The 25,840-nt window shown below is 61.2% G+C and carries 27 protein-coding genes; 14 read left to right on the top strand and 13 right to left on the bottom strand.

Going from position 1 to position 25,840, the window contains the following annotated elements:
- The first annotated feature begins 264 nt into the window (after positions 1-264).
- The 3 genes from NKJ81_RS07450 (at position 265) to NKJ81_RS07440 (ending at position 2,367) form a co-directional block, all read left to right on the top strand.
- Complete coding sequence (locus NKJ81_RS07450; RefSeq protein ID WP_502893737.1) at positions 265-1,245, top strand: alpha/beta fold hydrolase; 981 nt, start codon at positions 265-267, stop codon at positions 1,243-1,245.
- 13 nt (positions 1,246-1,258) lie between these two features.
- Positions 1,259-1,504, top strand: coding sequence for a hypothetical protein (locus NKJ81_RS07445; protein WP_352470615.1), 246 nt, complete (start codon positions 1,259-1,261; stop codon positions 1,502-1,504).
- Positions 1,505-1,617: 113 nt separating this feature from the next.
- Positions 1,618-2,367 carry a glucose 1-dehydrogenase gene (locus tag NKJ81_RS07440; RefSeq protein ID WP_352540089.1) on the top strand — a complete coding sequence of 250 codons (750 nt, stop codon included), beginning with the start codon at positions 1,618-1,620 and terminating at the stop codon, positions 2,365-2,367.
- A 284-nt stretch (positions 2,368-2,651) separates the two neighbouring features.
- On the opposite strand, the gene NKJ81_RS07435 is transcribed toward NKJ81_RS07440, so the two are convergent.
- Positions 2,652-2,861 (bottom strand): DUF680 domain-containing protein, encoded by a 210-nt coding sequence (locus NKJ81_RS07435; protein WP_352470613.1) that lies wholly within the window; start codon positions 2,859-2,861, stop codon positions 2,652-2,654.
- 370 nt (positions 2,862-3,231) lie between these two features.
- Between NKJ81_RS07435 and NKJ81_RS07430 the strand changes: the two genes are divergently transcribed.
- From NKJ81_RS07430 to NKJ81_RS07390, 9 genes are all read left to right on the top strand, one after another.
- A complete protein-coding gene (locus tag NKJ81_RS07430) occupies positions 3,232-4,023 on the top strand; it encodes an alpha/beta fold hydrolase (protein ID WP_352470612.1) in 792 nt (263 codons plus the stop codon).
- A 66-nt stretch (positions 4,024-4,089) separates the two neighbouring features.
- On the top strand, positions 4,090-4,848 hold the full coding sequence (locus NKJ81_RS07425; RefSeq protein WP_352470611.1) for an SDR family oxidoreductase: 759 nt from the start codon (positions 4,090-4,092) through the stop codon (positions 4,846-4,848).
- Between the two features lie 46 nt (positions 4,849-4,894).
- The gene (locus tag NKJ81_RS07420; protein WP_352470610.1) at positions 4,895-5,296 is read left to right on the top strand and encodes a cupin domain-containing protein; all 402 of its coding nucleotides are present in this window, start codon (positions 4,895-4,897) and stop codon (positions 5,294-5,296) included.
- Between the two features lie 51 nt (positions 5,297-5,347).
- Positions 5,348-5,995: an HD domain-containing protein gene (locus NKJ81_RS07415; RefSeq protein WP_352470609.1), complete on the top strand. Its 648-nt coding sequence runs from the start codon at positions 5,348-5,350 to the stop codon at positions 5,993-5,995.
- A gap of 266 nt (positions 5,996-6,261) precedes the next feature.
- Entirely contained in the window at positions 6,262-6,783 is a 522-nt protein-coding gene (locus tag NKJ81_RS07410) for a carboxymuconolactone decarboxylase family protein (protein ID WP_352449835.1), read from the top strand.
- A 137-nt stretch (positions 6,784-6,920) separates the two neighbouring features.
- Positions 6,921-7,358 (top strand): CBS domain-containing protein, encoded by a 438-nt coding sequence (locus NKJ81_RS07405; protein WP_352540088.1) that lies wholly within the window; start codon positions 6,921-6,923, stop codon positions 7,356-7,358.
- Between the two features lie 127 nt (positions 7,359-7,485).
- A complete protein-coding gene (locus tag NKJ81_RS07400; RefSeq protein ID WP_352540087.1) occupies positions 7,486-8,220 on the top strand; it encodes a sensor histidine kinase in 735 nt (244 codons plus the stop codon).
- Positions 8,221-8,272: 52 nt separating this feature from the next.
- Positions 8,273-8,554, top strand: a complete 282-nt coding sequence (locus NKJ81_RS07395; protein WP_352470606.1) for a GNAT family N-acetyltransferase — start codon at positions 8,273-8,275, stop codon at positions 8,552-8,554.
- 42 nt (positions 8,555-8,596) lie between these two features.
- Complete coding sequence (locus tag NKJ81_RS07390) at positions 8,597-9,028, top strand: DUF1810 domain-containing protein (RefSeq protein WP_352470605.1); 432 nt, start codon at positions 8,597-8,599, stop codon at positions 9,026-9,028.
- 67 nt (positions 9,029-9,095) lie between these two features.
- Here NKJ81_RS07390 and NKJ81_RS07385 read toward each other — a convergent pair whose 3' ends face one another.
- The 4 genes from NKJ81_RS07385 to petA are packed head-to-tail and all read right to left on the bottom strand — an operon-like array spanning position 9,096 to position 13,468.
- Positions 9,096-10,007: a pirin family protein gene (locus tag NKJ81_RS07385; protein ID WP_352470604.1), complete on the bottom strand. Its 912-nt coding sequence runs from the start codon at positions 10,005-10,007 to the stop codon at positions 9,096-9,098.
- Positions 10,008-10,033: 26 nt separating this feature from the next.
- Positions 10,034-11,551, bottom strand: coding sequence for a mechanosensitive ion channel family protein (locus NKJ81_RS07380; RefSeq protein WP_352470603.1), 1,518 nt, complete (start codon positions 11,549-11,551; stop codon positions 10,034-10,036).
- 23 nt (positions 11,552-11,574) lie between these two features.
- Complete coding sequence (locus NKJ81_RS07375; protein WP_352470602.1) at positions 11,575-12,870, bottom strand: cytochrome b; 1,296 nt, start codon at positions 12,868-12,870, stop codon at positions 11,575-11,577.
- Positions 12,871-12,886: 16 nt separating this feature from the next.
- Positions 12,887-13,468 (bottom strand): ubiquinol-cytochrome c reductase iron-sulfur subunit, encoded by a 582-nt coding sequence (gene petA, locus NKJ81_RS07370; RefSeq protein WP_502893738.1) that lies wholly within the window; start codon positions 13,466-13,468, stop codon positions 12,887-12,889.
- Between the two features lie 360 nt (positions 13,469-13,828).
- Between petA and NKJ81_RS07365 the strand changes: the two genes are divergently transcribed.
- Together NKJ81_RS07365 and NKJ81_RS07360 are read left to right on the top strand one after the other, a co-directional pair.
- Positions 13,829-14,413: a glutathione binding-like protein gene (locus tag NKJ81_RS07365; protein ID WP_352470601.1), complete on the top strand. Its 585-nt coding sequence runs from the start codon at positions 13,829-13,831 to the stop codon at positions 14,411-14,413.
- Between the two features lie 345 nt (positions 14,414-14,758).
- Positions 14,759-15,814 carry an alpha/beta fold hydrolase gene (locus NKJ81_RS07360; protein WP_352540086.1) on the top strand — a complete coding sequence of 352 codons (1,056 nt, stop codon included), beginning with the start codon at positions 14,759-14,761 and terminating at the stop codon, positions 15,812-15,814.
- A gap of 78 nt (positions 15,815-15,892) precedes the next feature.
- Here NKJ81_RS07360 and guaD read toward each other — a convergent pair whose 3' ends face one another.
- The 8 genes from guaD to add form a co-directional block, all read right to left on the bottom strand.
- Positions 15,893-17,260, bottom strand: coding sequence for a guanine deaminase (gene guaD, locus NKJ81_RS07355; RefSeq protein WP_352470600.1), 1,368 nt, complete (start codon positions 17,258-17,260; stop codon positions 15,893-15,895).
- A gap of 100 nt (positions 17,261-17,360) precedes the next feature.
- Positions 17,361-18,224, bottom strand: a complete 864-nt coding sequence (locus tag NKJ81_RS07350) for an aromatic ring-hydroxylating dioxygenase subunit alpha (RefSeq protein WP_352540085.1) — start codon at positions 18,222-18,224, stop codon at positions 17,361-17,363.
- Between the two features lie 23 nt (positions 18,225-18,247).
- Positions 18,248-19,648 (bottom strand): 8-oxoguanine deaminase, encoded by a 1,401-nt coding sequence (locus NKJ81_RS07345; protein WP_352470598.1) that lies wholly within the window; start codon positions 19,646-19,648, stop codon positions 18,248-18,250.
- 7 nt (positions 19,649-19,655) lie between these two features.
- The gene (locus tag NKJ81_RS07340) at positions 19,656-20,591 is read right to left on the bottom strand and encodes an ABC transporter permease (RefSeq protein ID WP_352470597.1); all 936 of its coding nucleotides are present in this window, start codon (positions 20,589-20,591) and stop codon (positions 19,656-19,658) included.
- Positions 20,592-20,601: 10 nt separating this feature from the next.
- Positions 20,602-21,654, bottom strand: coding sequence for an ABC transporter permease (locus tag NKJ81_RS07335; protein WP_502893731.1), 1,053 nt, complete (start codon positions 21,652-21,654; stop codon positions 20,602-20,604).
- A 2-nt stretch (positions 21,655-21,656) separates the two neighbouring features.
- Positions 21,657-23,261, bottom strand: a complete 1,605-nt coding sequence (locus NKJ81_RS07330) for an ABC transporter ATP-binding protein (protein ID WP_352470700.1) — start codon at positions 23,259-23,261, stop codon at positions 21,657-21,659.
- A gap of 115 nt (positions 23,262-23,376) precedes the next feature.
- A complete protein-coding gene (locus NKJ81_RS07325) occupies positions 23,377-24,498 on the bottom strand; it encodes a BMP family ABC transporter substrate-binding protein (RefSeq protein ID WP_352540084.1) in 1,122 nt (373 codons plus the stop codon).
- A gap of 27 nt (positions 24,499-24,525) precedes the next feature.
- A complete protein-coding gene (gene add, locus NKJ81_RS07320; protein WP_352470595.1) occupies positions 24,526-25,566 on the bottom strand; it encodes an adenosine deaminase in 1,041 nt (346 codons plus the stop codon).
- Between the last annotated feature and the right edge of the window lie 274 nt (positions 25,567-25,840).

The following is a 25,840-nucleotide window of genomic DNA, read 5'->3' as shown; positions in this document are numbered from 1 at the left end:
CCAAGCCTAATTGACGTGTGTCTATAAGAGCTTGCCTTAGCCCGGCCCTATCTTCGGCGTGCCTGCCCTGCACCTTGGCATCGTATGACAGATGCCTCCGTAGAGTAGGTTCGCGGCCCGGATCGGTGCATCCTGTTCCTCGCAAGCCATCACGACCGTCGCGTTTCTACCGCTCCTCGCTCGCTCCTCCCCGAACGCGACCGCTCAGGCCGACTCGACGGTCGTGATGGTGAGCAGGACGTTCAAAGCACATGGATGGACACGATGAACAAAGACGGACTTTTCTCCGTCGGCGGATCTCGCCGCGATGTCATGTTGGCAGGCCTGATCTCTACGGCAGCCGCCGGACTGCCCCGCGCTGCTTCGGCAACGAGCCGAAAACAAAACCTTCCCTCTTCCCCCTCAATCAAAGGAACCAAGACGATGAGCACCATCACGACCAAGGATGGCACCGAAATCTACTACAAGGATTGGGGCAAGGGTCCTGTCGTCACGTTTTCGCACGGCTGGCCGCTGAATTCCGACGCCTGGGACGGCCAGATGCTCTTTCTTGCCCATAACGGCTTTCGCGTCGTTGCGCATGACCGGCGCGGCCATGGCCGATCGAGCCAGGCCACGTCCGGCAACGACATGAACGGCTATGCGGACGATCTTGCAGCCGTGATCGAGGCGCTGGATCTCCGGAACGCCACGCTGGTCGGCCATTCGACCGGAGGAGGCGAGGTTGCTCGCTATATCGGACGGCACGGGACGAAGCGGGTGGCCAAGGCTGTTCTTATCGCCGCTGTTCCGCCGATCATGGTGAAGACGCCGGCCAATCCGGAAGGCCTGCCGATCGAGGTATTCGACGGCATAAGGGCTGGCCTCGTCAAGGATCGGTCGCAGTACTACCGGGACCTCGCACCGTTGTTTTATGGCGCGAACAGGCCAGGCGCCAAGGTTTCCCAGGGGACTCTGGATCAGTTCTGGCTCTGGAGCATGCAGGCGGGTCTCGTGAACGCGTACGAAAGCGTCAAGGCGTTCTCCGAGACCGATTTTACCGAGGACCTCAAGAAATTCGACGTACCAACCCTCGTCCTGCATGGCGAAGACGACCAGATCGTCCCCGTCAAGGACTCGGCAGTCAAGTCGGCCCGATTGATCAAAGGCGCAAAGGATATCTATTACCCCGGCGCGCCCCACGGGATCACGGCCACGCACCAAGATCAGGTCAATGCTGACCTGCTCGCCTTCATCAAAGGATAGCTTCTGTCGGCTCATGTCCCGGATTGTGGAACCGAACCACTGCGCCATCGAGCTGGAGCGCTGGCAGGGGCGCGAAACATATGCTGCGCCACGGCTGCCACTCGGGCAACTGCGCCTGTGCAGCCCGGAGGCGATCGCCGGCGTTCGACACTACGTCGCGCTGTCGGGGGTCGCCGCCGCGCGCTTGTTCTGCCTTGATGGCCAAAGCGCTCTCCAAGACGTCAAACTGGCTAAGCACCGGGAGTTTATCAATCGCTAGCCGTTTGCGATTGCCGCTCATTTTGGCGGTCTCAATTAGGCGTGAAATTTTCTTGGCCAGCAGTTGCGACTATCGCAGCAGCACCGGCGCTATTTTTCGAAGGCAGGAACGAAATGGGCGTACTCTCGGGCAAGATCGCGGTGGTCACCGGCGGGAACAGCGGGATCGGACTATCGGCTGCAAAAATCTTTGCGGCCGAGGGCGCGCAAGTCGTCATTACCGGCCGCCGGCGGCAGGCGGTCGAGGAAGCGGTCGCACAGATCGGGGCAGGCGCGCTGGGCATTCAGGGAAATGTGGCCGAGGTGTCGCACCATGACGAGGTAGCGCAACAGATCCGTCAGAGGTTCGGGGCGCTCGACATCTATATGGCGAACGCCGGCATAAACACCATCACGCACTCGGCCGACGTCTCCGAGGCGGAATATGATGCGCAATTTGCCGTCAATACGCGAGGCGTCTTCTTCGGCGTCCAGAAGCTGATTCCGATCATGCGGAATGGCGGCGCAATCATCCTCACAGGCTCGCTGGCCAGCGAGAAGGTTCTGGACGGTCATGCTGTTTACGCGGGCTCGAAGGCGGCCATAAATGCCTTTGCGCGCGCTTGGGCGATCGAACTGAAGTCTCGCGGCATCCGGGTCAACGTGCTCAGCCCAGGTCCGGTGGATACGGCTATTCTCGATAAGCTAGGCATACCGTTTGAGCAGCGCGGGCTGTTTGAAAAGGCGATGGCAGGGGCAATACCCCTGGGCCGGATGGGGCAGCCGGAAGAGCTGGCAAAAGCCGCCCTGTTCCTTGCCTCGGACGCGAGCAGTTTCGTAACGGGCATCAATCTGCGGGTCGACGGCGGGATGGCAGTGCTCTGAGCCACGACTGCGATGTCGTCGCGCCAATAGACTTCCGAATAAATGGCTGAGCAATCGGTCATCCTCAAGACGATTTTCCGGGAAGCTGCCGCACGAGTCGCGCCAAATAGGTCGGAGGCGAGACGTTTTGTCGACGTGGCGCAAATTGAGCCACGTAAGCAGCAAGTCGCATTGCAGGGATCGACGCGCAAGAGAGAAGTCGGCTCGCCGATACGGCGGAAGGACCGAGGTCTCGCCCCGGTCCTTCAATTTTCTGTAGGTCGGGATCAGTGACCCCAGATGCCCTAGCCATATTCATCGTTGGGAACAGTCGGCTTGCGTACGGTTTTCGGCACCCCGATATCATTGTTCATTTTCTTGATCGAGGATGTATACATGTTGTAAGACGCAGTCGCAGGCTGCTGGGATCCGTTTGATCCATAGTGGTCGCTTCCGGCAGTGGCGCTTCCTGCTGTAATAACAAGCACGGCGACAGCAAGGACTGTCATTTTCATTTCAGTAACTCCATTGATGGCTTGGATGGTATTCACCCATACAAATATAAATGTCGTGACGCAGCGACACGATCAGACAGTCCGGCTGTTTGATCCATACGAAGGCATTGGGCGATTCAGGCCGAAGGCCAGGGACTATGTCGTTGACGAGAGGAGGCTTTGCGGCGCGCCCTCAGTGTCTGTTCCGGCGACCGCCGACAATGCACACCCGGCATAGATACCTCAATTTGCTGCAGGGCACCTGATCTCCCCGGTGACCTACCCTGCACCTTGGCATTGTATGACAGACCCTTCCGCACAATAGGTTGGCGGGCCGCGTCGGCGCATTCTCCTGAGCATTGGTCACCACAGGCGACACGGGAGAAAGCAAATGCGAAACATAACTCGAGTCCTGGCCCTCACCGCAGCGCTTGCCGCGTCGGGCGGCGGGATGGCGCAGGCCGCGAATTCTCAGCCCAAGCCGACGATCGTACTGGTGCACGGCGCCTTCGCGGAATCGTCGAGCTGGGATGCAGTCATCACCAAGCTCAGCAAAGACGGTTATGTGGCGAAAGCCGCAGCTAATCCGCTCCGCGGCGTTGCCAGCGATGCGAAAGCAGTCTCAGCCATCGTCCGGTCGGTTTCCGGGCCGGTCGTGCTGGTGGGGCATTCCTATGGCGGGCCCGTCATCACCGAGGCCGCCAATGGCAATCCCAATGTGAAGGCGTTGGTCTACGTGGCGGGTTTCGCGCCCGATACGGGCGAATCGAGCCTTACGTTGTCCAGCATGTTTCCCGGTAGCACCTTGGGGAGCGCGCTTGCTCCAGTCGCGTTGCCGGACGGCGGACAAGATCTCTTCATCGAGCCGGCCAAGTTCCGCGCGCAGTTCGCCGCCGACGTTCCGCAAGAGCAGACTTTGCTGATGGCTGCCACTCAACGCCCTGTTGCGCAGGCGGCTCTGGCTGAAGCCTCGGGCGTCGCCTCATGGAAGACGCTGCCGTCCTACATGATCTACGGCTCGGATGACCGCAACATCCCGGCAGCCGTCATGAGCTTCATGGCCAAGCGTGCGCACGCGGTAAAGACCGTCGTCATCGAAGGTGCGTCCCACGCGCTCATGGTTTCGCATCCCGACGAGGTCACGTCACTCATCGAGGATGCTGCTGCATCGGTCAGTCAGTAGCAGGCCGGAAACGCCCAGCATCCGATCGAGCAACGAAAATAGACACGCAACACCAGGAGACCAGACATGAAGATCGTCGTCATCGGCGGAACCGGGCTGATCGGTTCAAAGACCGTGGAGAGACTGCGAAACAAAGGCCACGACGTACTTGCGGCGTCGCCGAATTCGGGCGTCAACACCGTTACGGGAGAGGGTCTGGCGGCCGCGCTTGCCGGTGCGCAGGTCGTCATCGACCTCGCGAACTCGCCGTCGTTCGAGGAAAAGGCTGCCCTGGAGTTCTTCTCGGCATCCGGGCGTAATCTTTTTGCCGCCGAAACGGCCGCCGGCGTCCGTCATCACGTGGCGCTGTCGGTCGTCGGTACCGACCGGCTGCAGGGCATGGGCTATTTCCGCGGCAAGTTGCTTCAGGAAAAGCTGATCAGGGAGTCCGGAATTCCCTACACCATCGTTCACGCCACTCAATTCTTCGAATTCACCGCCGCCATCGCAAACACGGGCGCCGTCGGGGATACCATTCATATGTCGCCGGCCTACTTCCAACCCATGGCGGCTGATAATGTTGCCGATGCGATGGCGGACGTCGCGCTTGCCGCGCCGTTGAACGGCATGATCGAAATTGCCGGCCCGGAGCGTGTTCGCATGAGCGAACTTGTCGAGCGCTTCCTGAAGGCCACCAAGGACCCGCGCAAAGTCGTCCCGGATCCCGGCGCGCTCTACTACGGCCAAGTGGCAATCGACGATCGAACGCTGGTGCCCGGCGAGAACGCGCGCATCGGCGCCGTGCGTTTCGATGATTGGCTCAGCCGATACACACCACCGAAGTAAGTAATCATCGGATAGGCCCGCCATTCGCACAACAAGGAGACCAGACATGATCAAAACACTTCTCTGCGCCGCGCTCACCGCCGCTTCCGTCACCGCAGCAATGGCCAATGACGCCGCCAGCGTGAAGCTTGTCTACGACCAGGCTCTGCCAAACGTGCCCGGCAAGAGCATGAAAGCCGTGCTCGTCGAGTACGCGCCTGGGGGTACGTCGCCGGCTCATACCCATCCCAAATCCGCGTTCATCTATGCCACGGTCCTGCAGGGGGCGATCCGAAGCCAGGTCAATGACGGGCCGGTGAAGACTTATCGCGCCGGCGAGAGTTTCTCGGAATTCCCTGGCGACCGTCATGCCGTCAGCGAAAACGCCAGCAAGACGGAAGGCGCTCGTCTGCTTGCTATTTTCGTCGTCGACACCAGCGAGACGGAACTGACGACGAACGCGAAATGAAATCGTAGCCCCCAGGACCATCGGGGCGTACGCGAAGGGACGGTCAGTGACATGAATTCGATCGCCATCCGCACACTTGCGGGGATTTTGGTCCCCCATACTCCGCTTGTTGGCCGAGCGATCGAACATGCCCGCGCTCGATGTGAACCCTACCTGTTCAACCACGTGGTCCGATCCTGGCTTTTCGCGGCCCGGATCGGACAGATTCAGAATATCCAGCACGACGCGGAGGTTGTTGCGGTTGCAACCCTGTTGCATGACGTCACGCTCAATGAGGACTTCGCCGGGCCGCGCCGTTTCGAAGTGGAAGGCGCCGATCTCGCCCGCGCCTTCGTTCGGGAGGGCGGCTTCGACGAGCGGCGCGCCCAATTGATCTGGGACAGCGTCGCCCTCAACTCGACGCCGTCGATTGGCCTCTACAAGGAGGCTGAGGTGGCGCTGTGCACAGCCGGCATCTGCCTCGATGTCGTCGGCTTGCAATACAGCCTCGTTTCGTCAGCCGAGATTGCAAAGATCGTTGGCGAATTTCCGCGCCTCGGGATGAAGCGGCGGATGACGCGATGCTTTTGCCATATCGCCGAGATCAGGCCCGAAACCACCTACGACAACTTTGCCCGGGACTTCGGCGAGCGCTTTGTTTCAGGCTACAAGGCGACTTCGGCAGTTGATCTTGTGATGAACGCTCCCTTTGAAGAGTGACCGCAGTTTCGATCCAGGTTCTATCGACACCGGTCGGTTCAGCCTTGCCCTTCAAGTGACCCAAACGCTGTGCGTCTGTCGGATGCATGCGGCAAAGCGAATTGCCGAGGGCAGCGGTCAGGTGCCAATTTCCACCTCCTATACTTCGGTTTAGGCGCCCCAACCCAATCGAGTGGCAATACATATCATCGGCACGATAGCAACAGTTCGTCTCACCGGTCATCCTTACGGTGCAATGGATTGCAAACACCTCAAGGAGATAAGTAATGAATATTGCAGCGCCACCGGTCGCTCCGAAAGGAAAAGCCGTCGCCCAACGCGCGAGTTATGCGGAGCAGTCGCCGGAACTTCTGAAGAAATTTATTGAATTTCTTGGTGCGACGCGAGAGGGGTCGATCGAAGAGCCAATCCGCGACCTTGTTGCAGTCCGAGCCGCGCAGCTGAACGGGTGCACCTTCTGCCTCGATATGCACGTCAAACAGGCGAAGATCCATGGCGAGCGCGAACTGCGCCTTTACCACCTGGCAGCCTGGCGGGATTCGACCTTGTTCGTTCCTCGCGAGCGCGCAGCCTTGGCATGGACGGAAGTCTTGACCAAGCTGCCCGAGCAGGGTGTCCCCGACGAGATCTACGATCGGGTCAGGTCGCAGCTTTCCGAGAAGGAAATCTCCGATCTGACCTTCGTTGTCATGGCGGTCAACTCTTGGAACCGTCTGAATATCGGCTTCAAACCCGTCCCGGGCTCGGGCGATGCGAAGTTTGGCCTGAGCAAAGCAGCACTGAGCTAATCTTTGGAATGGGTCAGAATGGCGCTTGTTTGCGCGCCATTCTGACCGGCCGGACGAAGGCGCCGAGCTCGGCGACCAACACTGGAACCGATCCCAGCCCCGCGGCCGCGGCCGCGAGGCGCTCTCAGGAGGGCGTCATGCGAATTGACAGTCTGCATCCAGTAATATCGGCCCGTCTCATGGTGGTCGATGTCGACGCTCCACTCCGCAGTGCGGCACTCTCACTTTCCAGGCCCGCAATAGGCCTGGTCGTGGTGTGCCTCGGCAGTGGGGAGGCGGCAGGCGTGCTGAGCAAGTCCGACCTTGTCCGCCATCTGGCGAATTCAGGGCCAACAGAAGCGCCGATTGCGGCTTTGATGAGCAGGTCCATCGTGTCCTGTGGTCCCGATGACGACCTTCATTCAGTGTGGCAGACCATGGCCGCGCGAGGCCTTCAGAATGTGCCGGTGCTCGGGGCCGACTCGAAACCGCTAGGCGTCCTCGATATCCGTGATGCGATGAAGGCGCTCTTCAAACAAGAGGAACTGCAGGAACGGCTGCTTGCCAACTACATCAGCGGGATCGGCTATCAATAGAGCATCGTCTCGCGATTGAATATACGGAAGTATGTATCGGCGTCTTCTTAGATATAATGGAAAATAAAAGCCATAAATTATAGCGTGTTGAAGCCAATAGGTGCCGACTTAGCCAGCGGGGAACGAAATGTTTCGTCCGGACATAAAAGAAGATGTCTTCGACGGCCCGCCCGATGGCCCTGGAGGTGGTATGTCCGTGCAAATGTCGACGGCCGGCATCGTCCATGACCTGGGCAATCTCATTCAGGTCGCCTCGTCGGCGTTGAACCACCTGGCCCGCGATCCGAGCATCCAAGCGGCTCCGGCGCTCGGGCCTGTAATAGCCGGCGCCAAAACGGCTTTGGAGCGGGCTGGTGGCCTTGTCCGGCAAACCATCAGCCTGGCCCGAGAGAGCCACGCGGAAATCGAATACACAAACGTAGGTGCTTGCCTGGCTGAGATCGAAACCCTCGTACGGAGCGCCTTGGATGCCAATTTCGGTCTTGAGCTTCGGGTTGGGTCCGACCTGCCTTTGGTGAGATGCGATCGCTTTGGATTGCAAAATGCGGTTCTGAATCTTCTGTTCAACGCGCGCGATGCAATGCCTGACGGCGGTTTCATCTCGATCGATGCCGGCTTGGCCTCTGAGAACTCTGCCGCCGGTCAGGTAGACATCCGCGTCGCGGACAACGGTATCGGGATGACCAGCGAGACGATGGTCTGCGCCTTCGATCCGTTCTTCACCACCAAAAGCGAAGGCCTCGGCGGCGTCGGTTTGCCGATGGTGAAGCACTTTGCCGAGCAATCAGGCGGAAGCATCGATATTCAGAGCACACTTGGGGCAGGCACGACCGTCACTCTGCGGTTGCCTGCGATGCGATAGCGGCCCGCCAATCTGCCTCCGGTGACACGTGACATACAATCGAGAGATAAAGATGGATGCACAAGTCGTTGAAAACGTCCAACAGCACCGTTTCGAGCTGCCGATCGCCGGTGATATGTTTGCGGCGGCCTGTTATCGGCTCGAGGGCGGGAAGGTTGCGCTGATACACACCGAAGTCCCGTCGGAATTTTCCGGACAAGGGATCGCGTCGCAATTGGCCCAAGGAACCTTCGAACTGCTCCGCAAGACCGGCCGTAAAGCGATCTTGAAATGTCCCTTCATGAGCCGCTTTTTCGCCAAGCACCCGGACTATGCAGATGTCGTCGGCGGCTAGTCATGGGCACGAATGTTGAGGGTTTCCCAAGGATCCATCCAAATGCCTGACGAGTATGATTTGCAGAGATTCGTCAGCGCACAGGATCCGGTCTACGACGACGCGCTGGCCATTCTACCTCGAGGGATGATGTGCACTCCCTACATGGAGTTCATCTTCCCAAGGTTGGCCACAAGGCGAAGTGGTACAGCGCCTGAGCCATATGCAATCACATCGCTCGACGAAGCCAGCGCCTATCTCTCGTTTCCGATCCTCGGAGGCCGTTATCGGGAATGCGTTGGCACCCTGCAACGGCTCTCCGGCCTAAGCGCTCGCGCTGTCTTCGGTGACGTTGATGCGAAGAAGTTGCACGCGTCCCTCACGCTGTTTTCCGAAGCAAGCAACGACGAGTTCCTGCTCGAGACAATCTTCGACGTCTGGTTCGACGGTTTGCTCGATGAGGAAACGATGAACGATCTCTACTTGATATCGTAGTGGTCTGCCTGCGCCACCCGGCGTAAAGCTGTCGCGGCGCTGAGGTCACCATCCGCTGCCTTATCCCTCACACGCTGCCATCTGGCAGAGGCATGAGCTCGTGCTCTCCCGGCACGCCGGGGAAGCGGCGTTCGCGCCAATCCGCCTTTGCCTGCTCGATCCGTTCGGCTGAAGAGGAGACGAAGTTCCAAAAGATATGACGTGGCTCGGCCAGGGGCTCACCTCCTATCAGCATCAGTCTCGCCGCATGGAAGGCAGGCGCCTGGAGCACAATCTCAGCGCCGGGCGCCAGAGCTACTAATTCGGCCTCATGAAACGTACCGAACTGGCCGACAATTCCAACCTCACCGGCGACGATGTAGATCGCACGCTCACGGTGTTCGGGTTTCACCTGGTAGCGCGCACCGCTCGTGAGCACAATTTCGGCATAGACCATGTCGGAGAACGTCCTTACCGGCGAGACCAACCGGTCGGACGCGCCGGCGATCAACGTAAACTCGACGCCGTCGGCACAGATCCTCGGTATTTCGGGAGCGCCAAAATGTGCGACGTCGGCGGCAATTTCTTCATAGCGGGAGGGGAGGGCGATCCAAGCCTGAGCGCCGAAGAGATTGCTTGCCGACGCCCGGACTTCCGGTGGCGTGCGCTCGGAATGGACGATGCCCGACCCGGCCGTCATCCAGTTGACCTCGCCAGGACGGATGGTCTGCACTTTTCCCAAATTGTCGCGATGGACGATCTCGCCATCGATCAGGTAGGTCACGGCCGCAACGCCGATATGCGGATGCGGTCCCATATCGAAACCGTGACCTGCGTCGAATATAGCGGGGCCGAAATGGTCGAACAGGATGAAGGGCCCGATCATCAGGCGATCCGAGGACGGCAATACGCGCCTTATCTTCAGTCCGTCCGCAAAATCACGGATAGCTGGCTGGATGAGTGTATCGATGCCTGTGATACCGCTTTGGCGGATGGTCATGGATCTCTGTCCTTCTGCATGCCTTGTCAGCCAGGTGCTCGAACGCGCTTGAACGAAGCGGCTCGAAAGACTGTCTGAATGGCTTTGAGGAGCGCGAATTTGGAGCTCGCGTGGTGCTGTCCGGCGATGCCGCTTTCATTAAAAGCCGACACCCTCATCGACAGGATCGCGGCAAGATCTTCGGCCATTTCGGGCCTGTCGTGCAGCAGCGGCGCAAAGCTTTCCTGGTCTATGTCGTAAACCGTGACAGGGGTCATTGCCCGCAAACTCGACATCTCGCCAATACCGGCGAGCAAGCCGGTCTCGCCGAAGAAATCGCCAGGTGCAAGCCGGGAGATCTCCTGCAGTTGATCATCGTCCTCGCCAATTTGCCGGACGATGACGCCCGTCCGAACGATCATGAGCGACGGCAGCATCTCTCCCTGTCGTGCGATGATTTCGCCCTTATGGTAGGTGCGAACCGAGGCCGCTTTGGCGAGCGAACCCTGCTCGGTATCCGTTAGCGCCGAGAATACCGGTATGGAATTGATGAGTTCGATCGGGGTGAAGCCTTGGGAGGCCGCCGTCTCGTGGCCCGGCCGGTTGGTCATGGCAATCGAGCCTGAAAATGGCTCCGCCAGCAGCATGCCGGTCGACTTTGAATGGCGATAAATGAGATCGAAGATTTCGTTCCGAGCGGCACTTCGCTGGTCGATACTTGCGACGCGAAAAAACAACTCGATCTCGATAGCTGTGGCATCCAGGCTTCTGATGGTGACCGAAGGCGAAGGGTCCTGGAGGATCGAATTGCAGCTCAGCAAGACAGTGCGCATGAGGTCTACGATGATCGCCGGCGTCTTCGTTGGCGCCACCTTGACGGTTACGGCAAGTCCATGGCTCTCGTCCGGACCGCTTAGATTTGTTACCCCGATCTTGGCGAGAAGGCTGTTTGGCAGCGCCACGACATTGTGTGTCGGGGTCAGAAGTTGGGTCGACCGCCAATTGGTCTCGATAACGCGGCCTTCGGTTCCGTCGCCCAGAATGATCCAGTTTCCAAGCACGTAAGGGCGGCCGAGGTTAAGCGCGATCGCCGAAAATACGTCACCAAGCGTATTCTGGAGCGCCAGTCCCAGGATGACGGCAAACACGCCCGACGTGGCAATGAGCGTTCCGACCGGCACTGCAAAGACAAACGCCAGGATCGACAGGAACATTCCAGCGTAGACGACACCGACCACGACGTCCTGCAGGAGACGTGCCTCGCGCGGCTTTCGCTCGAAGACGAGATAGATACGGACAAATCCGATCAGCGCCCAGGCAAGGTGAACCCACCAGAGCAGCTTGACCGAGCCGATGAGGATCGCTCCTCCGGTTGTCTCGTTGTCCCCTGCGGCCTCGTACGGCACGACGCGCAGGTGGAGAACCATGGCCGACATCGCGACGAAAAAGGCGAGTTGGACGACCAGCTTCGCATTGGCGAAGCGTCTGGGGATGAGAGACCAAACGACGATCCCGGCGAGGCCGAGCAACACGATGTAGACCAGAGGAGAGTTCCACCAGTTCATGAACGATCACCGCGATGCCCGGTTCAACGTTTGGTCTCCGGCCCGGCGATCGGGCCTCTGGCGCTGGCCTTGTCTTTTTCGAGAACTGCTTCGGTGATCGAATTCGGCAGCCGTCGCGGCTTTTCGATCAGCCCGAGCACCGGCATGGCGATGATGAAGAACGCAAAATAGTAAAGCGTCGCCAGTTGGGACATGACGACGTATGCGCCTTCCGCCGGCCGGGAGCCGAGCCAGCCGAGAAAGAGGGCATTGGCAACGAACAGCCAGAAGAGCACCCTGTACCAGGGCCGATAGACCGCCGAGCGCACCTTCGAGGTGTCGAGCCACGGCACCAGGAACAGCACGGCGATCGAGCCGAACATCGCGAGCACGCCGCCGAGCTTGGAATCGATCGGCCCGATATTGAAGGTGATGGCCCGCAGGATCGCATAAAACGGCAGGAAGTACCATTCCGGCACGATGTGGGCCGGCGTCTTCAGCGGATTGGCGATGCTGTTGTTGTCGGGATGGCCGAGGTAGTTCGGCAGGTAGAAGACGAAATAGGCGAAGAAGAACAGGAACACGAGGATGCCGAAGGCATCTTTGACGGTGGCATAGGGCGTGAAGTCCACGACATCGGTTTTCGATTTGACCTCGATGCCGGTCGGATTGTTCTGGCCGACGACGTGAAGCGCCCAGATATGCAAGGTCACCACGCCCACAAGCACAAATGGCAGCAGGTAATGCAGCGCAAAGAAGCGGTTCAGCGTCGGATTATCGACCGCGAAGCCGCCGAGCAAAAGCTGCTGGAGCCAGTCGCCGATCAGTGGGATGGCGGTGAAAAAGCTGGTGATGACAGTAGCGCCCCAGAACGACATCTGTCCCCAAGGCAGCACGTAGCCCATGAAGGCCGTCGCCATCATCAGCAGGAGGTTGGTGCAACCGAGCACCCACAGCAGCTCACGCGGCGCCTTGTACGAACCATAGTAGAGCCCGCGGCAGATGTGGAGGTAGACGGCAATGAAGAAGAACGACGCGCCGTTGGAATGGAGATAGCGCAGCAGCCAGCCCGAATTCACGTCGCGCATGATCTGCTCGACCGAGTTGAAGGCCAGCCCCGTATCAGGGGCGTAATGCATCGCCAGCACGATGCCGGTCAGGATCTGTGAAACCAGCATGATCGTGAGAATGCCGCCGAACGTATAGGCATAGTTCAGGTTGCGCGGGACGGGATAGACGATGAAGCTGTCATAGACCAGCCGCGGCAGCGGCAGGCGGGCGTCGAACCAACGTTCGATTCTGGTTTTGGGCGTATAGGTCGAGTGTTTGCCGCCGCTCATCGAAATGCCCCCTGCCTCAGCCGATACGGATCTTGGTGTCGGAAACGAATTGGAACACCGGTACCGCCATGTTCTCGGGTGCCGGCCCCTTCCGGACGCGGCCGGCAGTGTCGTATTGCGAACCATGGCAGGGGCAGAACCAGCCGTCGAAATCGCCTCCCTGACCATGCGGGATGCAGCCAAGATGGGTGCAGACCTGGATCATCACCACCCAGGCTTCCTTGCCCGGCATAGTTCGATTGGCGTCGGTTGCCGGCGCATCGGCCGGCAGGTTGGCGTTGCGGGCAATTGGATCCTTGAGCTCGGCGAGACTGACTGCCTGGCCGTCCTTCCTCTCTTTTTCGGTGCGGTTGCGCACGACAACCGGCTTGCCGTGCCAGTCGACGATCAGCGACGTTCCCGGCGTCAGCGAGGAGACGTCGACCTCGATCGCGGCGGGCGCCTCGACGCGCAATGTGTGCTCGGCTGTGGAGGTTTCGGAAAGGTCGGCCATGATGGCGACTCCTATTGTCGGAAGCTGCGTCATCGCGTTGGTGGCAATCGAGCAAAAGTCAGACCACGGCTTTCGCGTTTCCAGTCTGCTCGTGCCGCGCGGAATATGCCGGCCGTGGCCGGGTGTGAGCCATCGTGCCAACGGCACGTGCGTCCAATACTTTCGTTTAGGATTTCCTGAGCGAAGGACTGGCCGGGCCGGCGATGATGCCATTATGGAAGGTTCTGGATTCCTCCAGATAACCGTTGGCCGCTGAGCTGGCATACGTCCCGGCATTGCGCACGGCGATCCCGAACTTCAGTCCGACCATACCTCGGCATAGGCACGTCTAGCTGTCGGTGTCGTAGTCGTCGTCTCCGCCAAGTGCGAGTTTCTGGAGCGGTTGTCTCGCGTGGCGCGGGGCAGGTTTTCCGCTCGGCGACGACCAGTTGCGGGATTCAATCGGGTTCAGAAAAGGGAAAAGCGGTGAAACTCTACTACAGCCCTCTCGCCTGCAGCCTGGCGGACCACATCGCTCTGGAAGAGGCCGGTGTTTCCTTCGAGCGCGAAAGTGTGAACCTCAAGACCAAACGGACAGGCTCCGGGGATGATTTCACTACCGTCACGCGCAAGGGCTATGTTCCAGCCCTCGTGCTGGATAGCGGCGAAACGCTGACGGAAAATATCGCCGTCCTCGACTGGATTGCGTCGCAATACCCGCCACTGGCAGTGGCGGGGCCGTTGGGCCGTACCCGCCTTCTCGAAGCGCTGACCTACATCTCAACTGAAATACACCGAAGCTTCAAGCCGATGTGGCACCAAAGCAGCGATGCCGAAAAGGCCAGGGCGAGCGCGACGATTACGAGCCAACTCGAGTTCGTCGCTGACGGGCTCGAGACCGACTATCTGTTCGGCGACAAGCCGAGCGTCGCGGATTTTTATCTTTTCGTGATGCTGCTTTGGGCGGCCCGCTTCCAAGTCCCTGTTCCCGCGCCTTTGCAAGCCCTTCGCGTCCGAATGGCTGCCCGACCGGCCGTGCGCATCGCAATGGATCGTGAGGGCCTCGTCTGAAGCTGAGGGCGACTTCGAGCATAAGACCAGATGCAACATGTCCTCTCGCCCAAACAGAAGATCAGGAGTCATTCTCATGCTGCCGTTCCTGCGGATGCTACATCTACATCCAGCCGCTTCCAAGCGCGGGGACGGCCTAGGTCTCGAATTTCTGAGGAGGGAAATCGAGGAAACGCTTGACCTGACCGGCATTCAATCAGAGTTCGCCGCACTGCCTCCTGGCCGAGTGTTACAGTGGTTGGTCCGCCGCCCGCAGTCACCATCGAAATAGGCAACATTTCCTGTCGGCCGATGAGGCGGGCGGTCCGGTCGTTCCTGCTTGTTGGTCATTACAGAGGCTTCATCATGAATGCGAGTAAGGCTCCCGACACGGTCGATCATCGCCGCCGGCGCATTGTTGGTGCTGCAGCAATGACGTTCGCCGCCACCGAACTCGGCTTGAGCGAGCCGGCGGCCACTTGGACGGTCGAGGCGAGGGCATCTGCTACGCAAGCCACGCAGAAATCATTCGGCTCGCTCGGGCAGGTCAATGCCGGAAATCTGAGCGTCGGATATGCGGAGCTGGGGCCCGCCGAAGGTGCCCCAGTGATCCTGCTTCATGGCTGGCCTTATGACATTCACACCTACGCCGATGTCGCTCCCCTGCTTGCCGCAAAGGGGTACCGCGTGATTGTGCCCTACCTGCGCGGCTACGGCACTACGCGCTTCCTGTCGGACGAGACGATGCGCAACGGCCAGCAGTCGGCGCTCGCCGCGGATACGATCGCCCTGATGGATGCGCTGGGGATCGAAAAGGCCACGATCGCCGGCTGCGCCTGGGGCGCTCGAACGGCCAATGTCGTTGCCGCGCTCTGGCCTGAGCGTTGCAAGGCGATCGTCTCGGTGAGCGGCTATCTCATCGGAAATCAGCAGGTCGGCATGGTGCCGCTGGCACCGGAGGCGGAGCTTCAATGGTGGTATCAGTATTACTTCGCCACGGATCGCGGCCGCGCCGGCTACGAGAAATACACGCGCGATTTCGCCAAACTCATCTGGCAACTCGCTTCGCCGCAGTGGAATTTCGATGATGACATCTTCCAGCGCAGCGCCGCAGCACTGGACAACCCGGATCACGTCAGCATCGTCATTCACAATTACCGTTGGAGGCTCGGCCTGGCACAGGGCGAGCCGGAATATGACGTTCTGGAAAACCGGCTGGCCGAAGCTCCCGTGATCACAGTGCCGACCATTACCCTTGAGGGCGATGCCAATGGCGCACCCCATCCCGACAGCAGTTCCTACGCCAAGAAATTCTCGGGCAGATACACGCACCGGATCATCACCGGCGGTATCGGCCACAACTTGCCTCAAGAAGCCCCGCAAGCCTTTGCCCAGGCTGTCATCGACGTCGGCGAATACTGATCAAAATCCATGACGTGCCCCCGACCGCAAGGAATAAAACGGGAAGAGTCCTGGTTCTCGGCACAGCCTCCGGTCCGCTTAGGCGAGAACAGCTCTCCCGCCGACCCAGACCGACGCGATGTTGGCCCTGGAAGCGGAGTAGACGATCTTCTGAAGGATGCCGTCGCCGTCGTCGAGTTCGTCCCACAGGTGAATTGTGCCTCTGGGCGCGGCGGTGTCGACCAGGATCGCATCGAAATGGTAGCCAGGCGAGAATCGCCCCACAGGCAAGCCGAGTGCCGCGCCACCGCCTGCCGTCGCCAGGTGGAAGGACTCGCGAAAGTCGACGCGTGCTGTTCCGGCCGTGCCGCGCGTCTCGGCCGCTAGCGCCGGGTCGGTGCCGGTTTCCAGCATGCGCGACGACATGACCGTCGCGCGCATCGCATCGAACATCGAGGCGCTCGGTCCCCCGGAAATGTCGGTGCCGAGCCCGACCTTGACACCCTTCTCGAGGGCCGCCCTCAACGGGAACACGGCGCCTGCGAAGTAGGCGTTGGAGACGGCGCAGTGCGCCACGGCCGCCTTGCGCACGCGGATCGTCTCCATGTCGGCAAGCGTAATGAAATTGGCGTGCGCGAGCACGCTGCCGGCGCGCAGCAGGCCAAAGCGATCAAGGCTAGACGTGTCGCTGATCCCGTGGCGCTGCAGCACGTAGCCATGCGCCCAGTCGCTCTCCGAGCAATGCGTCTGCACATGGCAGCCGCATTCCTGCGCAAGCGTGCCGAGCCCTTTGAGGGCGGCGTCGGTACAGGAGGGGATGAAGCGCGGCGTAATGACCGGCTTTACCCGTCCCGTGGCATTGTCCGGATGCCCATGCACGTAGTCGATCAGAGCGCGCGTGCCATCGATGGCCGCGTCCGCCGAGGTATCGCGATAATAGGCCGGGCACTCGTCGGGATTGTCCATCGCCACTTTACCGACCAGCGCACGTTGCCCACGTTCGAGGCAAATGTCGACGAGCAGCCTTGTCGCGTCCTGGTGGATGGTTGCGAAATAGAGCGCTGTGGTCGTGCCGTTAGCGATCAGGTCGTCGACCAGCAGGCCGTAGCTGCGCCGCGCGAAGGCGAGATCGGCGTAGCGCGCCTCCAGGGGAAACGTGTGTTTGTGGAGCCAGGCCTCGAGCGGCACGTCCAGCGCTCTGCCGAGCTGCGGATATTGCGGCGCGTGCACGTGAAGATCGACGAAGCCGGGCAGCAGATAACTCTGCGCCGGCAAGGTCGCCAGCGAACCGGTCCGGCGCGCGGCCTCCAGCGCCTCGTCATAGCCGGCATCATGCGGATGCAGCACCGAGGCGATGATGCCTGATTGATCGATTGCGATCAGGGCATGGAGCAACTCTTCCACGAGCCCGCGCTCCGGCGCGTGAAAGCCGCTGGCCAGAAGCGTCTTGCCGCTCAGGTCGCTCACCTGTCCTCCGCCGAAGAACAGCTACGCACTGCCGTCGCGAAGCGCCAGAGCGTGATTGCCCGTCCGTCGATGCCGATGACAATATCGGAAGGGCTGCCGCTCATGCGGCTTGCGCCGTCGTGCCGTAGGTGATGCCCTTCTCCTTCAGCCAGCGGCGATAGGCGATCGACGAGCCGTCGGCCCGCGTCGGGATTTCCGCGCGCGGCTCGAGCGGCAAAAGAAGTGGCCGCTGGTTCTCCAGGATGATGCGGTCCTGCAGGAAGATGAGCTGCTGGAACTGCACAAGTTCGGTCGTGGTCGATACGTCGTCGATCAGGAACATGACGGGGTGCGCGCGGCAGCGGTCCGGATCGAGGGGCTGCATGAACAGACAGATCACGTCCCACCGGGTAGCCGAGTTGGGGCAGGTCTTGTAGAGCATCACCGCGAAAGGATTGGCGACCCGGTACATGTATTGGGTCATGATGCCGCCGGTCGCCGAGAGTGCTGCCTGCGGCTGGAAGAATTCGCAGTTGGTCGCCCACACCTCATCCACGTCGCGGCGGATTTCGGTTGTGTAATGCCGCACTTCCGTGTGCGGCTCGGCGCCCAATATGTCGGTATGGACGAAGGGGAAATGCGCCATGTCGAGGAAATTCTCGACGATGCGCAGGCCGGACGCCTTTACCGCGATCGCTCCGCAAACGACAGGCCGGCGATCGTCCTCATAGGCCTCCGGGATCGACAGCACATCGCCGGCCGGCATGCCGAGCGTGATCCATAGATAGCCGTAGCGTTCCTTGGCCGGGACTTGGCTGCCGTCGCCGGCACGCGACACATTGACCGGGCCTGCCGTATCGCGGGCTACCAACAGATCGACGCCCAGAAGCCGGTTCGGCATCGTGCCGACCGGAATCTCGTTCAGCGCGTCAATGCAATACCATTGGTCGAGGGCCGCCTGCTCCGCAGCTCGCTTAATCGTCATTGTTGCGTCCTTCCTGTGCTATCTCACTGCCGATAGATGCGGTCCATCACGGCCCGGTGGTCGGCCATCGCCGCCTCGACATCGAAAGAGGCGAAGTCGCCTCTCGCGATAATCTGCCGGCCGTTGATGTAGGAATAGTCGACCTTGAAGGGTCCGCAAAGCACCAGCGCGGCGAGCGGGTCGCGCTCGGTGCCGGAAAGGCCGAGTTGGCTGCGTTTGACCGCGATGAAGTCGGCGCACATGCCGGGCGCGAGATGGCCGATGTCATTGCGGCCGAGCAGGGCAGCGCCACCGCGCGTCGCCATTTCGAGGGCCTCGCGCGCGGACAGCGCCGTCGGCGTGCCGCCGAAACCGCCGCGGCCGCCGGGCTTTTCGGAGAGGTAGTGGTGCGGCGCGACACGCTGAAGCATCAGCGCCAGCCGCGCTTCCATGAACAGGTTCGACGTGTCGTTCGAGGCCGAGCCGTCGACGCCAAGGCCGACCTTCACGCCCTTGTCGAGCATCTCGCGGATTTTCGCGATGCCCTGGCCGCAGCGCATGTTAGCCGACGGGCAATGGGCGACCCCGGTGCCGGTTTCGGCGAAGCGGTCGATCTCGTCGCTGGTCATGAAAATCGAGTGGGCGAACCAGACGTCGTCACCGAGCCAGCCGACGGATTCGGCGAACTCGACCGGCCGTTTGCCATAGATTTCGAGGCAGTACTTCTCCTCGAAAAGCTCTTCGGCAAGGTGCGAATGCAGGTTCACGCCCTTGTGGCTGCGCGCCAGCGATGCCGCATCGCGCATCAACTCCGGAGTCACCGAGAAAGGCGAGCAAGGAGCCAGGATGATTCGGCTCATTGAATGCCGCGACGCGTCGTGATAGCCGCCGATCAGCCGTTCGGCATCCTTCAGGATATCCTCTTCCTTTTCGACGCAGCGATCCGGCGGCAAGCCGCCCTGGCTTTCGCCGCGCGACATGGCTCCACGCGCAGCGTGGAAACGCAGACCGATATCGCGGGCCGCACCGATCGTCGCGTCGAGCGTGCAGTTGTTGGGCAAGATGTAGAGGTGATCGGAGCTGGTCGTGCAGCCCGAATGGATAAGCTCGGCCATCGCTACGCGCGCCGAGACACCTATCGCATCGTCGTCGAGCTCGGCCCAGATCGGATAGAGCGTCTTCAGCCAGACAAGCAGTTCGTCGTTCTGAGCCATCACACGGGTGAGGTTCTGGTACATATGATGATGCGTGTTCACCATGCCCGGCATGACGACATGGCCCGATAGGTCGAGCACCTCGTCGGCACTGGAGGCACTGAGTTCCGCGGTGGTGCCGACCGCTTCGATGACGTTGTCGTCGATCATCAAGGCGCCGTCGGAAATCTCGCGGCGCGTATCATCGAAGGTGGCGAGCAGATCGATGTTCTTGACAAGCAGGCGGGGCATGACGGTCTCAACGCATGTCGCGGAAATAGGGTTCGCCGAGAGCAGCCGGCGCGGCCATTACCCGGCGCATGCGCTGCCAGGCAAGCACCGGCACGATGATCAGGGCGATCGTGCCGAGATAGGGCAGCATCGACAGGATCGGCGCCGCGATCGGCCAGTTGCGTGCTTGGCCGACGAAGCCGAGCGAGGTGATGAGACCGAACAGCAGAGCGGCCAGCACGGCGTTGAGGGGCCGGTAGCCTGCGAAGATGACGAGAGAGACGGCAATCCAGCCGCGGCCGGCCACGACGCCTTCCGACCAGGAGGGAACGAAGGCAAGCGTGAGGTAAGCGCCGGCGCCGGCCGCCAGCGCCGAGCCCGCGGCGACATACCAGAAGCGGATGCTTAGCACCGAAATGCCGGCGGCGTCGGCTGCCGCGGGGTTTTCGCCCACCGCGCGCATGTTCAGCCCGTGGCGCGTGCGGAACATGATGTAGTGCAGCACAACCGGCAGGACGATGTAGATCAGGTAGACAAGGATGTTCTGCGTGAAGATCGCGCGACCGAGCAGCGGGATGTCGCTAAGATAGGGAATAGCGATCGGCGCGAAGGTCGCCGGCGCCGGCATGCCGGAATAGGCGCGACCGATCGTTGCGGCCATGCCGGTGCCCATCAGCGTCAGCGCCAGGCCGCACAACACCTGGTTCGCTTTAATGACGACGGTGCCAAGAGCGAAGACGCAGCCAATGAGGAAACCGACGGCAAGCGCAAGGACGAAGCCGAGCATAGGGTGCGGCGTGGCGACGACGACCGCGATGCCAGTGATTGCACCGAGCGCCATAAGCCCTTCGACGCCAAGATTGACGACGCCGGCGCGCTCGGAGAGCGTCTCGCCCAGCGCCGCCAGCGCCAGCACGCCGCCGGCGAGAATGGAGGTCTGGATCAGTCCGGCGATCATGTCCATGGGTGTTTCCTCAGCTCGCGACCGGTTCGGTCCGCGTGATGCGGTAGTGAGCGAGTTCGTTGCCGATCGCCGTGAAGAACAGGATCAGTCCGGTGATGGCGAGCACGGCCGAGACGGTGATGCCTTGCGTCTGCAGGATGATGCCCGAATTCAGGATGACGCCCATCAAAGCCGCGCCTGCGAGCACGCCAAGTGAGGAACCGCGCGCCAGCACCGCGACCATGATGCCGAGATAGCCGAAATTGTTGGAAATGCCGCCCTGCAGGCGATGCACCGTGCCAGCTACTTCCAGCATACCGGCGATGCCGGCGATCGCTCCCGACATCAGCAGGACGACGATCAGGCGGCGGCGGAACGGCATGCCCGCATAAAGCGCCGCGCTCGGGTTCGACCCAGCGACCCGCACCTCGTAACCCCAGCGCGTGTAGTTGAGCAGTCCTGCGATGACAAAGGTGAGCAGGATCGCCAGCGGGAAACCGTAGTGCACGATACCCCAGAATTCAGGCACGTCATGCGGCAGACGTGCAGTGGTCGCGAGCGCATGGCCGCTCGGGTCGAGCCATGGTCCGGTGGCGACGTAGTAGACCATCAGCGTCGCCACGAAATTCAGAAGCAGGGTGGTGATGAGTTCGCTGACATCGGCGTAGGCGCGCGCCAGCGTCGGCACCAGTATCCAGAGCAGCCCGCCGAGCGCGCCAGCGATGAACATAACAGGCAGGATCAGCCAGGTCGGGCCGGGAATGAACAGCGCGACTGCCGTGGCGCTGAAGGCGCCGGCATAGAATTGGCCCTCCGCGCCGATGTTCCAGGCGCCGATTCTCAGCGCTACCCAGACCGACAGGCCGGTCAGGATCAGGGGAGTGACCAGAAGTCCGACATCTTCCAGCCCGAAGCTCGAGCCAAAAGTCGAGTTGAGCACCTCCCAGGCGAGTTCGACGGGAGCATTGCCGCGAGCGGCCAGAACCAGGCCGGCGACCCCCAGTGCCAGCACGATCGCCAGGGCACGTGCCGCAAAGGCAACGGAGGGCTGCGCGGATGGAACGCGCTGGAGCTTGATCGCCAAGGTCAGTGCTTCCCGGCAGCGGCCTGGGCGCCAGCACTGGACCGCATCTGCCCGCCCATCATCAGGCCGATTTCCTCGATGTCGGTGGAGGCAGTCTCCACCGCGCCCATGATCCTGCCATGGAACATTACGGCGATGCGATCCGACAGGTTGAACAGCTCTTCCAGCTCCTCGGAAATGAAGAGCACACCGACGCCGGCATCGCGCAATTCGACGAGATAGTGCATCATCGTGTTGATCGCGCCGACATCGAGGCCACGGCTCGGATAGGCGGCGATCAGAACCTTGCTTGCGATGCGCATCTCGCGGCGTGCGACGAGGCGCTGCTGATTACCGCCGGAAAGGTTGCGCATGGGCATGCCGAAATTGGGCACCGCAACGGATGCCGCTTCGGCGATCGTGCGCGCAAGAGCAGCCGCTAGGCGCGGTCGGAACGCGAAGCCCTTTGAAACAGGCGCCGACGCATATTCGCGGATTATGGCGTTGTCGGTGATTGAAAGCGCCGGCGCCAGACCGCTGTGCAGCCGGTCTTCGGGAATGTGGCCGACGCCGAACTTCGCGTAATCGACCGCGCCGGCGGTCGTGACGCCCTTTCCGCCGAGCAGTATCTGGCCCGAGTGGATCGGCCGCAAGCCGGTGACGACCTGGGTCAGCTCCTTCTGGCCGTTGCCGGCCACACCGGCGATGCCGAGAATCTCGCCGGCATGGATGTCGAGCGAAACCTCGTCGAGAAGGATGCCGCCCACGTCGTCACGCGCGACGACGGATTTGAGGCTGAGCACCGGCTCGGCGGAGATGCCGGCCGCGCCTGGCTGCCTGGCACGCAGATTGCTGAGCACGATCTCACGGCCAACCATCAGGCGCGCCAGCATCTTCTCGCCGCAGTCCGCGGTATTTTCGGTGGCCACCTTGCGGCCGCCGCGCAGCACGGTGATGCGGTCTGATATTTCCAGGACCTCGTCGAGCTTGTGGCTGATGAAGATCACCGCATTGCCCCGGGACACGAACTGCTTGAGCGCCTTGAAGAGCTCGCGCGCTTCCGCCGGAGTAAGCACTGCAGTCGGCTCGTCGAGGATCAGAACACGGGCATTGCGCGCGAGCACGCGTAGGATTTCCACGCGCTGCTGCTCGCCGGTCGAAAGATCGGCGACGCGCGCGGATGGCCGTACCGCGAGGTTCAGCTTCTCGGCCAGTGCGGCAGTCCGCGCCTCGAGCACCGACGAGCCAATACGCTTGGGCGTTTCGGACCAGCCGAGATGAATATTCTCAGCGACCGTGAAGGCGGTCACCAGCTTGAAATGCTGGTGGACCATGCCAATACCGGCGGAGATCGCATCGACTGGAGATGCGAAATGCTTGGCATAGCCGTCGACGACGATCTCACCGGCATCCGGCTGATAGATGCCGGTGAGGATGTTCATCAAGGTCGATTTGCCGGCGCCATTCTCGCCGAGCAAGGCGTGGATCTCCCCCGGCATCACGTCCAGGTCGACGTCCTGGTTGGCAACGACGCCGGGGAAATATTTGCTGATGCTCTTGAGCAGCACGAGCGGCGGTGCGCCGGAGCCAGGCTCGTAACGTCCCGGGGAGGTGGACGGCACCTCCATGCCGCCGTAGCGGTGCTCGCTCGAAGCATGATGAACTGGAACAAAATCATTCATCCCGCTTAGCTCTTTGCCTTCTGCCGCATAGTCTATCCGAAAACTCTGCAATCTTTCAGGACTACGCTTGGAGGCCGCTGACGCCTTCGATCGACCAATCCCAGTTGTAGAGTTCCTCTTCGGTCATGCGATGGCCGGCAGCCACCTTGACGTTGCCCTTGGTGTCCTTGATCTCGCCCTCGAACGGGCTCCAGCCGCCGAGAATCTTGTCGCGCACGGCATCGGCCTGCTTTGCGACCTCGGTGGGCACCGTCTCGCCCCAGGCATCGCGGTCGATACCGCCGCCCATCGGCAGGATGGTCTGCGATGGCGTCCACTTGCCTTCGAGGCGCAGGCGCACCTGGTCGACATAGAATTTCTTGAAGTCGATGGCGATCGAGGAGACGTAGGCCTTCGGCCCGTAGCGGCGGATGTCGGTATTCCACATCACGGCCTTCGCGCCGCGCTGCTCGGCCACCTGCAGATAGCCTGCTTCGTCCATGATGCCGAACAGAAGGTCGGCGCCGTTGTCGATGAGCGCGGTGCCGGCCTGGGTGGCAGCCTGCGGATCGAACCACGAGTTGATGACGATGGTCTGCATCGTGGCGTTGGGATTGACCGAACGGGCGCCCATCAGGAAGGCATTGGTGCCGGAAAAGACCGACGGAACAGGGAAGGAGGCGACGTAGCCGAGCTTGCCGCTCTTGCTCATCAGGCCCGCGGCGACACCGGTGACGTAGGTTGGGTACCAGTGGGCGAGATAGTAGGTCGAGAGATTTTCGAGCGGGTTGCGGCCATCGCATTCATAGAAGGCGACGTCCGGCGAACGCTTGGCCACGTCGTAGAGGAAGTCGCCATAGTTGGAGGTGGCAAACACCATGTTGGCACCTTCCGAGACGAACTGGCGGAAGGTGCGGGTCGCGTCGGCCGAATAGGGGATGCTTTCGACGAACAGCGTCTTCAGCTTCGGGAACGCTTCCTGCACGGCCTTCATGCCCTGGTCGTGGCTCCAGGTCCAGCCTTCATCGGTCACCGGACCGGTGTGGCCGAAGGCGATGACCGCGTTTTCCTCGGCGACGGCGGCGAGCGGCGTCTGTGCATTGGCGGGCGTGATAAGGCCGGATTTCGGCAGGAGCAGCGAGGCGCCGGCCGCGGCGCCCATGTTGAGGAAGCCTCGGCGGGAGAGATTGCGCAGGTCGATCATGCTTCGGTCCTTTGTTCCGTGTCGTGTTCAGTTCGGGAGAGACAGTTCGGTTTCCATGAGGCGGTCGATTTCTGCCGACCAGTCGGCCGACCATGCCTGCTTGATGTCGTCATCGAGCCATGCTGCGGACAGGCCAGCCAGCGCGATCCGCTTCAGTGCCGACGGCCCGAGCGCAAAATTTTCGGCGATCAGCGCGTATTCGCGGTCGAGCGTCGTGGCGAACATGGGCGGATCGTCGGAGTGGATCGTCACGGTAAGCCCGGCCTCGATCATGCGGCGGATCGCGTGGTCGGGCGCGGTGAGGTCACGCCAGACGGTGGTGGCCAGCGTCGTGCTCGGACAGCAGGTGAAGACGATGCCCATCTCCTTGCACTGCTCCATCAGCGCCGGATCGTCGACGACATGGTAGCCGTGGTCGACCCGTCTCAGGCCGAGGACGTCGACGGTATCGCGGACATAGTCCGCCGGGCCATCCTCGCCCGCATGGTTGGTGACATTGAGCCCGGCAGCCCGCGCTCGCTCGACGATGCGCGCAAACATCGGCGGCGGGTTCGGGCGTTCGTCGTAATCGAAGCCGATGCCGATCACCTCAGCCGGGCGCTCGGCCAGAACCATGTCCAGGAAGCGCTCGCCACCTGCCGCGCCGAGCGGCTTCGCATGCGCCGGTATCAGCTTTGCCATAAGCCCATAGCGCTCCTTTGCGCGGTGAAAGCCGTCGAGGATGCCTTCGAGCATAGTCGAATAGGCCACGCCATGAGCCAGATGCGCATGCGGGCTGAAGAACAGTTCGACGTAGCGCGCACCGGCTTTAGCGCAGCGCTCCAGTGCCTCGAAGGTGATGCGAGAGAAATCGTCCGCAGTCCTGATCGAGGCGCAAACCAGATCGTAAATCTTCAGGAAATCCAGCAGGTTACCGTAGCTGTAGAGCTCCGATGTCAGTCTGCCGTCCGGCAGCGGCACCGCGTTCAGCGCCGCCAGCTCGGCGAATGTCTCCGCGGATACGGCGCCCTCGAGGTGCAAGTGCAACTCGACCTTCGGCATGAGCTGAATGAAACTTGACAACGACATCGACGCTCACTCGCCCGGATCGGCAACCCCAAAGCCGTACCTGGTTTTCTTGGGCGACGGACGGCTGCCGAGTTGTTCGATAATCGCGGCTTTTTCCAACTGTCCGATCACCTGATACGCAACAGATGTCAGGGAAACGGGGCTTGCACAAGCCAAAAAATGATGCCTAACTAGACACATTCTAAAACTGCTTAAAAAATGTGCAGGCCGGGAGAAATATAGGCATGAAGCACCTACGGGAAGCGCAGAACCCTGCGCCTCCGCCTCAAACAAC

Source organism: Mesorhizobium sp. M0018 (assembly GCF_040323955.1).
Lineage (GTDB): Bacteria > Pseudomonadota > Alphaproteobacteria > Rhizobiales > Rhizobiaceae > Mesorhizobium.
This window is presented reverse-complemented; position numbering and strand designations above follow the sequence as displayed.